Origin of the sequence: Akkermansia massiliensis (assembly GCF_018847375.1) — a bacterium.
Classification (GTDB): domain Bacteria; phylum Verrucomicrobiota; class Verrucomicrobiia; order Verrucomicrobiales; family Akkermansiaceae; genus Akkermansia; species Akkermansia massiliensis.
In genome coordinates this window covers 1,067,042-1,080,908 of record NZ_CP072036.1, presented here as the reverse complement: position 1 = coordinate 1,080,908, position 13,867 = coordinate 1,067,042, and the positions used below count along the sequence as shown (strand labels likewise).

Below are 13,867 nucleotides of genomic sequence, written 5' to 3'. Positions count from 1 at the left end.
AGAAAAAGCGGAAAATTCAAAGACTTTTCTTCTTAAATGTAAATTGACACACCATAATAAATTTATTATGGTGTGTAACTTATGAAAAATAGATATTGTGCTGTATTAATAAGTTGCGCCAGTGTGCTGGCTGCAAATGCTGCTACCATCATTGCCGAACTGCCCGAATCAGCCAATCTGTCGCAAACCGCGACCATGGCGCCGCAAACGGGAAACCAGCTGCTGGATAAAGTAAAAGGCCGTGAATTTGGCGTCTATGCGGGAGGCAATAACAACAGCCTGGCCAACTGGCCCCAGAATGGGGAGGGAACCTGGGTCAACCATGATGACGTCGGTTCCATCATCCTGTGCGGCAGAAGCGGCGTGGCCGGAGACTCCTTTGCCATGGTGCTGGGCGGCCCCCGGCAGGGAGAGCTTGTTTCCTCCATCATCTTTTCCTGTGACACGCCCACCTCCGTCATCACGAGCTACACCATGGTGCTGGCGATTTACGACTCCGCCGGAACGTTGGTCCGGAACCTTTCCACCGTGGAAAGCTTTACCTTTGATTCCACTTCAAGAACGACGACCGTTTCCCTGGACATGGCGGATTCTCCCCTGGCGTGGGGGGAAGGATACAAGCTGGTTGCCGGAGTGCGCGGCGGCGCGGGCGGCGCCACCTCCCCCTATACGCTTGCCAACATCCAGGTATCCTATGAAACCGTTCCGGAACCGGCTACCGCATCTCTGGGAATGCTTGGCCTGGGAGCCCTCGTCTTCCGGCGTTCCCGGAACCGGTGAGCGGTAAACTTTTCAATCGGGAAGGAGGCGGCCTGAAAAACGCCTCCTTTCCTTTTTCCGGTCGGAAAAGGCACGCTTTGGCATGGCGTAACGCGGCATTCCGGAATGGTTCATTCCCGGAGAGAATGTTCAAAGGCCCGGTACTGCACGGCCTCATACAAATGGGAATCCTGAATATCAGGGCTGCCCTCCAGATCCGCTATGGTGCGGGCCACCTTCAGAATGCGGTCGTAGGCTCTGGCGGAAAGGGCCAGTTCTTCCACGGCGCGGAGCAGGATGGCGCGGCTTTCCGGCAGCAGGCGGCAATGCCTCTGGAGCGCTTTTCCGGAAAGTGCCGCATTGCTGCGGAAGGGAGTGCCCGCATATCTGCTGCACTGGAGCTGCCGGGCGGCCATCACGCGTTCCCTGATGCCGGCGGAACATTCCCCGGCGGGTGCGGAGGCCAGAATAGAGGGGTCCACGGCGGGAACTTCCATCAGCAAGTCGAACCGGTCCAGAAGCGGTCCTGAAATCTTGCGGCGGTAGCGTGCGACCTGCGCCGGGGGACAGGTGCAGGTTCTTCTCCTGTCGCCCAGATAGCCGCAGGGGCACGGATTCATGGCGGCTGCCAGCATGAAGCGGCACGGAAACGTCATGGTGCCGGAAGCGCGGGAAATGACCACCTGGCCGGATTCCAGCGGTTGCCGCAGAGTTTCCAGCGCGGCGCGGCGGAACTCCGGCAATTCGTCCAGAAAGAGCACGCCGTTGTGGGCCAGGGACACTTCCCCCGGCGTGATATTCGCTCCTCCGCCCATCAGCCCGGCATCGGAAATGGTATGGTGCGGAGCCCGGAACGGACGCCGGGCCACCAGGCCGTTCCCCCGTTTCAGCAGTCCGCATACGGAATGGATTTTACTGGTTTCCAGAGCTTCCTCCGGATTCAGCGGAGGGAGAATGGTCGGGAGCCTCTGCGCCAGCATGGACTTGCCCGAACCCGGAGAACCGCAGAGAAGGATGTTATGGCCGCCTGCCGCCGCAATCTCCATGGCGCGGCGCGCATAGGGCTGCCCCTTGATCTCGTCGAAGTCAACGGCAGTCTCCTTGTCTTCGGCCTCCCGGTCCTCTCTTCCGGAAGCCGTGAAGGGAGGGGGCAGAACGGAGGAGGTAAGGAGTGCCCACGCCTCCTTCAAAGAAGCCACGGGGTAAATCTCCACGCCCTGCACGGGCGTTCCTTCGTGTGCGTTAGCACGTGGCAGCATGATGCGCTTCCTGCCCATGCGCCGCGCCTCCATAATCTGCGGCAGGATGCCCTGCACGGGGCGTACGGCGCCATCCAGGGCCAATTCCCCCACGATGCACCAGGAAGAAGCGTCCATGTCCCTTTCCGCCGCTCCGGCGACCATTCCCAGGGCGATGGGGAGGTCAAACCCCGGTCCCTGCTTCCTTAAATCCGCCGGAGCCAGATTGACGACGAAAACGCCCTGCTGGAAGGGCAGCCCGCTGTTCTGGATGGCCGTATCCACGCGCTGCCCGCTCTCCTTCACGGCCGCATCAGGCAGCCCCACGATAAAGGTGCGTTTTTCCGCCATGGGGCGAAAATCCACTTCCACCTCCACTTCTACGCCATCCACGCCCAGAACGGTGGAGGAATACAGCCGCGTCATCATTCCTCCATGCTAGGAGGAAATAATAAAAAAGAAAGAAAAATAACAAAAATACGGGGAATATCTAACAAATAATTCAACGGCGGGAGGCGCGCCGGAGAACTTCCCGTTCCTCTTCCGTCAGGCTGGACAGGCCGGAGCGGGATATTTTTTCCATGATTTCATCCACCTCCTCTTCGGAGGGATGGTTACCGGCGGGGCGGCGTGCGGAGTGCGAGGTGGAATGGTGGGAGGAAGAAACGACCCGCCGCCTGGGAGAGGACAGTTTTTCCTTCCACAGGATCAGCAATGTCAGGATGAACCCGGCGAACATGCCGCCCAGGTGTCCGGCTTCCCCGCCCGCGTTGTTCCACTGGAAAATAATGACGGCGCAGGCGATGCCGAGGACGGCCAGGGCGAACTGGCGCACGCTCAAATTGACCGGAGGGAACAGAAGCTGCACCCGGGCGCGCGGAAAAAGCACCGCGCACGCGGCCATGATGCCGTAAATGGAGCCGGAGGCCCCCACCATGGGAATGAAGCGCCATTCCGGATCAAAGAACCCCATGTACCCCAGCAGGGAGGAAAACAGGGCCGCCGCCACGCCGCAGAAAAGATAATACAGCAGGAAGCGCAGATGGCCGAAGCGTTCCTCCACGACCGGCCCGAAAAACCACAGGGCGATCATGTTGAACATAATGTGCCCCAGATTGGCGTGCAGGAACTGGTAGGTGAACAATCGCCACAATTCCCCTTCATGAAAGCACGTGTATTCACTGTAGGCCCCGTAAAGCTGGATCAGGTCCAGACGGCCCGGCGGGTAAATATCCCGTGGAATATCCACCTGGAAGAAAAACCCGAGGATAAAGACGACCACATTGAGCAGGATCAGCCAGTGCACCATCACGGCGCCGCGCTGGTCAAACAAATGCTCCCGTACCGTATCTCCCCAGTTCTCGTTCTCCGCTCGCATATAAGGCCGCATGTAATCGTGTTCAGGGCGTTTTGACAAGGAAAATAGCTGTCCCGTTCAAGGAAGTACGGGAACCGCGCCGCATTATTTCCATAGCGCGGCGGGCAGCAGGTCCGGCGGCAGTTCCGCCCCGTGCACAAGATGTTCCGCCAGCTGGGCCGCGGCCCACGGGGAAGTGGTCACTCCCTTGCTGCCCAGTCCGGAGAAGACGAACTGGCCGTTCAGGCCGGGAATGGGCCCGGCGACGGGCTGGCTGCGCCGGATGATGGGGCGCACGGCGGCTCGGGCGCGGAGGAAGCCCGTCTCCCCGGAATAGCGTTTGACGAGGTCCAGCATCAATTCCTGGACGGCGGGGGCTTCCGGAATGCCGGGAGCGTCCCACGCCCACGCGTAAGTGGCGCCGAAGCGCCAGAAAGAACCGTTGTGAACCAGCCAGTGGCCGAAATGCAGGATGCCGGCGTGCCAGTCCAGCTCCTTCAGGTCCAGGTCCAGAATAGTGCCCTTGGAAGGGCGTCCCTTCAAGGGAGCCATGTCCGGGTGGCATCCGGCTTCCCAGCCGGTGCACCAGGCTATATGGGAAAACGTCTGGCCGTTCCAATGGAAAAGGCCGTTTTCATCCGGACGGATATCCGCAGGGGACACGTCCGCTTCCACAAAACGGCCCTGTTCCGTGAAAAACCTCCGCATGGCGTTGACCATGTCCTCCACGTGCAGCACGGCGGAGCCGCGCGTATAGGCGGCTTTTCCGCGGCCTTCCCAGTGTTCAGGCCATGGGAAAAGGGGGCCCGCATAGGCGCAGGACTCCGGGGCCGTCTGGCGTTCCTGCCAGACTTCCAGTTGGTCCTCCGTTTCCAGTTCCCGGAAAATAGGGGTCTTCTGCCACCAGGAGCCGCCCAGTTCCCGTTCCGTCTCCGGATAAAAGGCCTCCGCTGCGGACAGGCATTCCTCCTGCCGCCAGCCGGGGCGGAAGGCCCGGCCCGTCAGGGGATTCACCAATCCAGCCGCCACCCGGGAGGCCGTTTCCGCGATGGGGCGGTCCGCAATCGTGAAATCCGCGCCGCGGCGTTTCAACTCCCACGCCAGGCAGCTGCCGGCGATTCCCTGGCCAATGATAAGAACGTTCATGATAGGTGGATGAAGAACCGGAGAAATCCGGAAGTGAGGAAAAAACAGAGGAACAGTCCAGCCTTCCTCCGGAAGGAAAAATGCCCCGCAGGGGATGGAAGCGCCTGCGGAGCTGGAAAAACGGCCCTTTTACAGGGCTGCGATGATGGCATCCCCCATTTCCGCCGTATTCACGCGGATTTCTCCGGGAGCGCCCGTAGCCAGGTCGCCCGTGCGGCAGCCCTGGTCAATCACGCGGCGGACGGCGGCGTCAATGGCGTCTGCCGCGGCTTTTTCTCCCAGGGAGTAGCGCAGCAGCATGGAGAGGGAAAGAATCTGGGCGATCGGGTTCGCAATGCCCTTGCCGGCAATGTCCGGGGCGGAACCGCCGGAGGGCTCGTAAAGGCCGAAGAACAGGCCGTTGTCCTGCGCGCCCTGGCACAGGCTGGCGCTGGGCAGCATGCCCAGGGAGCCGCAAATCATGGCCATTTCATCGGAAAGAATATCTCCGAACAGGTTCTCCGTCACCAGCACGTCAAACTGGCGGGGATTGCGCACCAGCTGCATGGCGGCATTGTCCACGTACATGTGGAGCAGTTCCACGTCCGGATAATCCCTGGAAACCTCAATCATCGTCTCGCGCCACAGCAGGGAATTGGTCAGCACGTTGGCCTTGTCCACGCTGGTGACGCGCTTGCGGCGCCCTCGCGCGGCCTCGAACGCCACTTTGGCGATGCGCACCATCTCGCTCTTGTGGTAGCGCATGGTATCCACGACGACTTCGTCGTCCCCCTCCTGTTCGCGGAAACGGGGCTGGCCGAAGTACAGGCCGCCGGTCAGTTCCCGGACGCATAAAATGTCAAAACCGCCCTCGATCAGTTCATTCTTGATGGGAGAGGCGTGGGTCAGGGCAGGCAGGCATACGCCCGGGCGCAGGTTGGCGTACAGGCCGAAATGCTTTCTCAGCGGCAGCAGGGCGCCGCGCTCCGGCTGTTCATTGGCGGGAAGGTGCTCCCACTTGGGACCGCCTACGGAGCCGAACAGGACGGCGTCCGCCTCTTCACAGGCGCGGATGGTCTCTTCCGGAAGGGCCTTGCCGCAATGGTCGATGCCCGCGCCGCCCACAAAAGCCTCCTTGCGGCTCACGGTAAATCCAAACTTGGCACTTACGGCGTCCAGAACTTTCAGGGCCTCCGCCATGACCTCGGGCCCGATGCCGTCGCCGGCCAGAACAGCAATATGATGGTGATGTTCACTCATGTCGCTGAAAGTCTGGGCATTCTCCCCTCAAAGGTCAAGAAGCACCGTTGGCATGCCCACGCCGCGGAAGCCTTTTTGCGTCAAAAAGCCTACAGAAACAAAAAAGTACTTGCCAAACGCCTGTGCCTCCAGTAAAAATCCCTCCGCGCTCCATGGAACGCAAACTCCCCTGTAGCTCAGCGGTAGAGCGGGTGACTGTTAATCACTAGGTCGTTGGTTCGAGCCCAACCGGGGGAGCCATTAATAAGAGCCTCATTCCGAAAGGATTGAGGCTCTTTTCTTTTATCTGTATCAGCCTTCTTCCATATCTGTTCGCTACCCTGAAAAGCGCCTAAAACGGCACAAAAAGGAATATATTTTTCTGACTATTTTCTGACAATAGATACCATTTCTATTCAGTAGTCTGGTAGCAGATAAAAAACATCACCGTAGAGTTACCCCTGCGATGATGTTGATGTGATTCCCTGAAATCAGTGGTCAGGGAAATATTTCTGACTAAGGGCATAGGTGAGGTCTCCCCAGTAGGAATCATCCCCACGTACACTTCGTGCCGTTAATATGATTTTCTTGTGACTGACTTTCAGCACGGCATGTTCTACTTGCCCAGGAGAGACCAACTTCTTGAGGTCACGTTTTGATAAAGGGCTGTCAAGAAGAAGGCTGCCCTGCTTACGGAGTATCCTACCAGAATTCTTTCCTCTTAAAAGTGGAAGAGAATCAAGAAGGATGACTTTCAATCGGACGGATGAAAGGGAATCCATATGCAGATTCTGCATTTCTACATAAGCGTAAGGGGCATCTCCTATTAGTCCGGAACATTCAATTGAGAGAATGCAGGCAATAACAGGAGGACATTGTTGTGAATGATATAATATACTCATAGCAAGTATATATGGCATTTCTGAGATGTCTTTTTCAGGCTGCGGAAACGATGAAATAACGCTGTTGACAGCGTCATCTATATGTGACGGCTTCATTATCCGCCGTCATGTTCTCATGACTCCATTCTATGCACTCCGCCATCAGGTGAGGCGGCTGGATGAAGAACTCTGCGGCAATGGCGGGAAGTATCCGACCGGAGATGTTCTGTTTTCAGGTGAGGGGAAACGAATCGTTCTGGGAAAACCCATTGCGGAAGGCGGTGAAGGATCGGTCTTTACTGCCCATTCGGCATTAGGATCGCCACTCGTAGCCAAGCTCTATCATCCAACGCAACGGATGCGTTGGCGTGAGCAGAAGCTTCGGCTGATGTGTTCCCGCCCCATTCGTTCCCCGTGCGTGGCGTGGCCGCGCGAGATCCTGTACGACGAACTGCGGCGCTTTGTCGGCGTGCTGATGCCCCGGGCGGACGGTGTTCCGCTCGGGGCATTCGCGTTTCATGCGGAACTGCTGACGAACCAGTTCCCCTCATGGACCCGTTACGATCTGACCAGGCTATGCCTGAACCTGTCGGAATCAGTCCATACGCTGCACCGTTGCGGTGTCGTCCTGGGCGATCTGCATCCCGGCAATGTGCTGGTTTCTCCTGATGGCTCCATCTGCTGGGTGGATGCCGACAGTTTTCAGGTCGAGGACTATCCCTGTTCCGTCGGCACGGAACGGTTCCGGGCACCGGAACTTAGAGGTAACTACGGAGACTTCCTCCGTGCCCGCAGCCACGATGCCTACGCCCTGTCCGTCCTGCTCTTCATGACATTGGCTCTCGGCCTGTCTCCCTTTGCCCGGCAAGGGGGAGAAGGAGACATGCGGGAAGCCGCCGGAAAGGGCATACTGCCGTACCCGTTTGCTTCGTACAAGCCTCCGGCGGGATTCTACCCGCCCGATACCCCCGGACGCTATGTCTGGTCGTATCTCCCCCGCAAGCTCCGCGATGCTCTCGGTCACAATCTTACCTGTGTCCAGCGTCGCGATTTGCGTCCACGCGTCATGCCGGGGTATCTGGCGCGTTGTTTGCAGCAATACCTCAGGGATATGGAACCGGGAGGCGGAAGGGATCATCCCATGTACCGGGATCTTCTGCATGACCGTCCCTGTCCGCCCCACAGTCTGCTGGTGCAGATGACACCCAATGTCTGTACAGACTGCGGGATTCTCTTCCGGGAGGCTCCTGACGATGTCGCACGGCGTTTACGGCAATCTCATGCCAAATCTTTATGCAAGCTCTGCATACGGCGTCGTAGCGCATTGAATCAGGCAACCCGGAATCCAACCACCAACCATTAACTTGAATAAACTATGTCTATATCATCATCGACACAACCAAACAAACAGGAACAGCTCGCCGCCATGCGCGAGTTCGGTAACAACACCAACGCCCGGCTTCCCGTTCTCTTCCTGCTGGATGCCAGCAGCAGTATGAACGGCATCGTCCGGGGCGACAACCAACACATCGTCCGTCAGGAGTATTCTGACGGGATCAACTGGAATATCGTCACGGGAGACAACATTGTCACCCGGATGGACGAACTCAATACTGGCCTTCAGTGGTTCATCAGCGACATTCTTGCCGATCCTCTGGCAAAACTGGCCGCTGACGTAGCGGTGATCACATTCGCTTGGACAACGACGACAGTGAAAGAATTCGGCCCGATCCGTGAATCGGACTCAGATCTTAAAATCACCACATCCCGAGAAAACGAAACACTCCTTGGCGAAGCCGTCGAGCTGGCTCTGACCGAACTTGACAGTCGCAAGAGAACTTACCAGGAACACGGGGTCGAATACTACCAGCCCTGGCTTGTCGTGATGACGGACGGAGTACCAACCAGCGCCCGGCACCGGGAATTGCAGGAACATCTGAAAGAACTGTCGGCCAGCCGCAAGCTCAGCGTGTTCGTCTTCGGTATTGGCCGCGCTGACCTGTCGGAGCTTTCCTTCATCAGCCCGGGACGGCCTCCCATGCAAATCAACGATCAGAAGTTCACGGAACTGTTCGCATGGCTGAGCCGCAGCGTCCGAATGGTCAGTATGTCTATGCCGGGTGACGGGGTATCTCTGACTCCTCCCCCGGAGGATGTGTGGCAGGTGTAGGACAGGTAAAATCAGAAAGTCTCTCTCATGGGGGCTTTCTTTTAGTTACGACAGAATCGCCAGGAAATCAGTTGTCGTAAATTCATAATCTCCCGTATGATTCTTGTTCATACGGTTATGATTAACCTAAAATAGCCGGACCGCTTATTTTAAGTTCATCTGTTTTTCTAAAATAGCGATTCGCTCTCTTTCAGGTTTCCTACAGACTCAATGGGTAGATTCATGGAGCAGTTGAACTGGAAATTTTTCTATAACCCGTCTGAAGCCTCTATTGAATGTAACAGTATCGTTCCCTCTACTGAAAGTTATCCTGATATTGTAACACCTTCATTACATGAAGGGACAACTCAATATCATCGGCGATGCCGTCCGCAAATACCGCAGAGCTAAAAAATGGACTCAGCATGTCCATGCCAGGCGACGGGGTATCGTTGACTCCTCTCCCCCGGATGGCATCTGACAGGTACAGGGTAGAAAATATCAAAAGCCTTTCTCGAAAGATTTGTAAATAAGATATTTATCCTAATTTGGAAGGAGTGTGTTATTCACATCCTCCCCCCAAAGCTTTGTATAGCATCACGAGATTTTGGAGTTGGGCGGAACGAATGGAAATCAGATCCTGTTGGGCGGAAAAAAGATCCTGCTGAGCCGTGAGTACGTCAAGGTATCCAGTGATGCCGTTGTTGTATTTAATCTGGGAGAATTCCAACCTCCTCTGTTGCGTAGCAACAAGCGCCTGTTGCGCTTCAAGCTGCTTCCGGTATTCACGCCGGGCTACCAGAGCATCCGACACTTCCCGGAAGGCGGTCTGAATTGTTTTTTCGTAATTGGCGATTTCAATGCGTTTGCCGATTCTGGAAGCATCCAGCGAGGCCTTGTTTCTGCCTCCTGTGAAAATGGGGAGAGAAACCTGCGGGGAAAAAGACCATGCACGTCCTGGTTTGTCGAAAAGCCTGGAAAGTTCGGAACTTTCCCCACCCATACTGCCGGTGAGCGTAATGCTGGGGAAGAATGCGGCCCGGGACGCCCCGATATTGGCATTGGCCGCCCGCAGCGCATGTTCGGCGGCCAGAATATCGGGTCTGCGCGTGATCAAATTCGAAGGAAGTCCCGCCGGAATATCGGCAACGAGGTAACGTCTTTCCAGGGAACGGCTTGCCATTTTTTCTCCGACAATCGGCTTGCTCGTCAGTTCTTCAAGGGCATGGGCCGCCTGGGTCATGAGACGGCTGTAAGCATGTACGCTGGCGCGGGCCGTTTCAATCTGGACATCCATCATGGCCAAGTTGCTTTCCGGGTCTTTCCCAAACTGGACTTTCCGCTTTGTCATGTCTGCATAATTTTGTACAGTATCAAGCGTTTTGCGGGAAAGATCCAGTTGTTCGGCATACTCCAGATAGGCAAAGTACTGGACGGCAACCTGTGCAATCAACGCAATCTGCGTACTGCGGCGCGTTTCTTCCAGAGCAAAGTAATCTTCCAGGGCGGCTTGTGCACTGCTCCTGATTTTGCCAAACAAATCAACTTCATAGGAAGTCAGGTTCACTGAAGCATTGTACCGGTTTCCGGTGGAATTGTTGGCGCGTTCCCGGGTAAAGGCTCCTGATCCATTAACGGATGGCAGCAAGGCGGACTTTTCAATACGGTATTGAGCGTGTGCCTGTTCTACTTTCAAGGCGGCAATTTGGAGGTCGCGGTTGTTGTCAAGGGAATCAGCTATGTATTGTCTCAAGCGGGAATCCAGGAAAAACTGCCGCCAGCTTACCGGAGACACATGTTCAGACAAAGTTCCGCTTCCCGGATATGTTCCGGGTACGGGAGATTCCGGGCGTTCATACTCCGGGATAAATGAGCAGCCACCCATGAGGGAGACCGCAATCCCGGCCGATAATAGATGTGGCAATTTCTTACACATGGGCAGTCTCCTTTCCGTGGCTGGAGGAAGATTCGGAAACGGATGCAGAATCCGATGCCTCTCCGGGGAGTTGTCTGGGTTTTACGCGGAATAATTGAAGGATGCTGACAAAATAGGCGGGGATGAAAAACAGGCCAAGAATCGTTGTGGCAAGCACTCCTCCGACAACCCCGATGCCGACAGCGTTCTGGGTTTCGGAACCTGGGCCGCTGCTGACGGCCAGGGGGAGAACACCAAGACCGAAGGCGAGCGAAGTCATCAGCACGGGCCGCACACGTTGGCGCAGGGCATGGACGGTTGCGGCAATGAGGTTTTTACCCTGATCGTATTCTTCCTTGGCAAATTCCACGATCAGAATGGCATTTTTGGCCGTAAGGCCGATAATAGTAATAAGAGCCACCTGGAAATAGACGTCGTTGGGCAAATCGAACAAGCCGCATGCCGCCAGTACGCCGAATGCTCCGAAGGGCATGATGAGCAGAACGGAAACGGGGATGGCCCAATTTTCATAAAGAGAAGCGAGGCAGAGGAAGACAAAAAGGAGCGCCAGGCCGTAAAGAGCCATGGTGTTGGAGCCAGCCAGCCGTTCTTCATAGGAACTGTCAATCCAGGAATAACCGATGCCTGCCGGGAGCTGACGGATCAGTTCTTCCATTGCGTCCATGGCCTGCCCCGTGCTGTATCCGGGGGCTGCTTCTCCTGCGACGGACATGGAGGAAACCCCATTGAAACGCGTCAATTTTGGAGACCCCGCCTGCCATTGCGCCGTGATGAAAGAAGAAAAGGACACCATATCACCGTCTTCATTGCGCACATACCAGTTGGTGATGTCTTCAGGCTGCATCCGGAAGGGAGCGTCACCCTGAGCGTAGACCTTTTTCACTCGTCCACGGTCGATGAAATCATCCAGATAGGTGCTTCCAAAGATATGGGACAATTCGTTGTTGATGGTCTCCGCCGATACTCCCAGGACCCCGGCTTTCTCGTAGTCGATATCGAGCCGCAGATCGGTTTTATCATCAAGCGTACCGCTTCGGACAGAACGCAGGGAGGGGTGTTTTGCGGCAAGGGCGATCAGCTGCTGCTGGGCCGCGACAAGACCGTCGTGACCAAGATTGCCGTTATCAATCAGGTAAAGTTCAAATCCGCTGGAGTTGGCCAGCTCTTGAATCGGAGGCGGAACCATGACAAATGTACTTGCTTCACGAATCCTGGAAAAAATGGCCATCGCCCGACCCTGAATGCCGCTCGCGCTTTGCCCCGGATTTTTGCGCTGTTCCCAATCTTTGAGTTTAATGAAACAGGCGAGCTGGTTCTGGCCCGAACCGCCAAAACCGAATCCTACCGTTGCAAACACGTCCTCCACGGAATCGGGCATTTCCGTCAAAAAACCTTCCGTAATCTTGTTTGCAACACGCAGGGACTGTTCGCTGGTCGCTCCCGCGGGCAGCTGAGACATCGCCAGCAGAAACCCTTTGTCTTCCAGAGGCAGGAAGCTGGTCGGCAAATTATTGTACATGTGGGCAATAACCGGAATGACGAACAAACCGCAGATGGCTGTCACTCTTGCTCCCCGGGACAGAACCTTCTGCATCACGCCCGCGTATTTGTCTGCGCCCCGGTTGAACATACGGTTAAACCAGCTGAAGAATCCTCGGCGGGCTTGTAGTCCTCCTTGTTGGGCCGGTTTCAAAAGGCTCGCGCACAATGCGGGTGAGAATGTGAGAGCCACGGCGACGGACAGAGCGACTGAGATGGCAATGGTCATCGCAAATTGACGATAAATGATGCCGCTGGAACCTCCGAAAAACGCCATCGGAATAAAGACAGCACAGATGACGAGACCTATTCCGACGAGCGCTCCCGAAATTTGATTCATGGATTTACGCGTGGCTTCGCGCGGGGAAAGCCCTTCCTCTTCCATGACTCGTTCCACGTTTTCTACAACGACAATGGCATCATCCACGAGAAGACCGATGGCCAGAACCATGCCGAACAGAGTCATCGTATTCAATGTGAAACCCGCCGCCGCCAAAACAGCGAACGTGCCGAGCAGAACAACGGGGATGGCCAAAGTCGGCACAAGAGTGGCCCGGATACTGCCCAAAAACAGGTACATGACGAAAAAGACAAGGATCATGGCTTCAAATAGAGTCTTGATCACTTCCTTGATGGAATGCTGTACGAATGGCGTCGAATCCATCGGGTAAGACACCTTGAGGCTCTTCGGGAAAAACTCGGACAGTTCCGCAACTTTCGCCTTGATGGCCGCGACGGTTTCCAGCGCATTCGCTCCTTCCGCCGGCATGATGGCTAGTCCGGAAGCTGGTTTGCCGTTGAAACGAGCTATCGTGGAATAGCTTTCACTACCCAGTTCAATCCGGGCCACATCGCCAAGCCTTACTTGGGATCCATCGGCATCGGCCCGTACGACGATATCTTTGAACTCGTCTGCTGTATGCAGACGTCCACGGGTAGCCAGTGTAATGTCAAGGGGCTGCCCTTCCATGGCAGGCCGGGCACCGAGCAAACCGACGGATATCTGGGCATTCTGTGATTTGATGGCGTCAATGATCTCTGAAGTAGTAAGATTGTATTGAACCAGTTTGTAGGGATCAAACCAGACGCGGATGGAATACTGGGCGCCGAATGTCGTGATGTTACCTACGCCTTGAATACGGCTAAGCGGATCTTTCAGATGACTCATGACGTAATCGTCAATCTCTTCTGCGGAAAGCGAAGCGTCATCGGAATAAAATCCAATAATGATCAGGAAGTTGCCGGAGGCCTTCTTGACGGTGAGTCCTTGATTTTGTACAGCTTGAGGCAACATGGAAGTAGCGCTCTGAACCTTGTTCTGCACTTGAACCTGGGCAATGTCGGGGTCAGCCTCCGAATTGAAGGTCAGGGTAATGCTCGCATTGCCGGTGGAATCGCTTTCCGATTCAATATAGCGCAGGTAATCGAGTCCGGTGAGCTGTTGTTCGATAACCTGAACAACGCTGTCTTCAACAGTTTGTGCGGAGGCGCCGGGATAGGTTGCTTCAATGGTGACGCTGGGAGGAGCGACGCGAGGGTATTGTTCAATGGGCATTTGCAGCAGTGAGACAAGCCCTATTGTCATGACGGCAATGGCAAGCGCCCACGCAAAGACAGGACGGTCGATGAAAAAACGGGACATCA

At 55.9% G+C, this 13,867-nt stretch carries 10 protein-coding genes and 1 tRNA gene; 4 read left to right on the top strand and 7 right to left on the bottom strand.

Annotation, left to right across the window (positions count from 1 at the left end; all coding sequences use genetic code 11):
* The first annotated feature begins 123 nt into the window (after positions 1–123).
* Positions 124–780, top strand: coding sequence for a PEP-CTERM sorting domain-containing protein (locus J5W70_RS04550; protein WP_180971121.1), 657 nt, complete (start codon positions 124–126; stop codon positions 778–780).
* Positions 781–890: 110 nt separating this feature from the next.
* Here J5W70_RS04550 and J5W70_RS04545 read toward each other — a convergent pair whose 3' ends face one another.
* The 4 genes from J5W70_RS04545 to leuB form a co-directional block, all read right to left on the bottom strand.
* A complete protein-coding gene (locus J5W70_RS04545; RefSeq protein WP_022396098.1) occupies positions 891–2,426 on the bottom strand; it encodes a YifB family Mg chelatase-like AAA ATPase in 1,536 nt (511 codons plus the stop codon).
* Positions 2,427–2,499: 73 nt separating this feature from the next.
* Positions 2,500–3,375, bottom strand: coding sequence for a rhomboid family intramembrane serine protease (locus J5W70_RS04540; protein WP_022396097.1), 876 nt, complete (start codon positions 3,373–3,375; stop codon positions 2,500–2,502).
* Between the two features lie 84 nt (positions 3,376–3,459).
* The gene (locus J5W70_RS04535) at positions 3,460–4,500 is read right to left on the bottom strand and encodes an NAD(P)/FAD-dependent oxidoreductase (protein WP_022396096.1); all 1,041 of its coding nucleotides are present in this window, start codon (positions 4,498–4,500) and stop codon (positions 3,460–3,462) included.
* Positions 4,501–4,629: 129 nt separating this feature from the next.
* Complete coding sequence (gene leuB / locus J5W70_RS04530) at positions 4,630–5,739, bottom strand: 3-isopropylmalate dehydrogenase (protein ID WP_022396095.1); 1,110 nt, start codon at positions 5,737–5,739, stop codon at positions 4,630–4,632.
* 165 nt (positions 5,740–5,904) lie between these two features.
* On the opposite strand from leuB, the gene J5W70_RS04525 reads away from it, so the two are divergent.
* Positions 5,905–5,979: transfer RNA gene (locus tag J5W70_RS04525), tRNA-Asn, on the top strand.
* Positions 5,980–6,209: 230 nt separating this feature from the next.
* Here the strand turns inward: J5W70_RS04525 and J5W70_RS04520 are convergent.
* Complete coding sequence (locus J5W70_RS04520; RefSeq protein ID WP_022397457.1) at positions 6,210–6,716, bottom strand: hypothetical protein; 507 nt, start codon at positions 6,714–6,716, stop codon at positions 6,210–6,212.
* Positions 6,717–6,957: 241 nt separating this feature from the next.
* Between J5W70_RS04520 and J5W70_RS04515 the strand changes: the two genes are divergently transcribed.
* Together J5W70_RS04515 and J5W70_RS04510 are read left to right on the top strand one after the other, a co-directional pair.
* The gene (locus tag J5W70_RS04515) at positions 6,958–7,962 is read left to right on the top strand and encodes a hypothetical protein (RefSeq protein WP_215832953.1); all 1,005 of its coding nucleotides are present in this window, start codon (positions 6,958–6,960) and stop codon (positions 7,960–7,962) included.
* Positions 7,963–7,974: 12 nt separating this feature from the next.
* Positions 7,975–8,769, top strand: coding sequence for a vWA domain-containing protein (locus J5W70_RS04510; RefSeq protein ID WP_215832952.1), 795 nt, complete (start codon positions 7,975–7,977; stop codon positions 8,767–8,769).
* Positions 8,770–9,310: 541 nt separating this feature from the next.
* Here J5W70_RS04510 and J5W70_RS04505 read toward each other — a convergent pair.
* Entirely contained in the window at positions 9,311–10,684 is a 1,374-nt protein-coding gene (locus J5W70_RS04505) for an efflux transporter outer membrane subunit (RefSeq protein WP_215832951.1), read from the bottom strand.
* Positions 10,677–13,865 (bottom strand): efflux RND transporter permease subunit, encoded by a 3,189-nt coding sequence (locus tag J5W70_RS04500; RefSeq protein ID WP_102731380.1) that lies wholly within the window; start codon positions 13,863–13,865, stop codon positions 10,677–10,679. The genes J5W70_RS04505 and J5W70_RS04500 overlap by 8 nt, the downstream gene beginning before the upstream one ends.
* Positions 13,866–13,867: the final 2 nt, after the last annotated feature.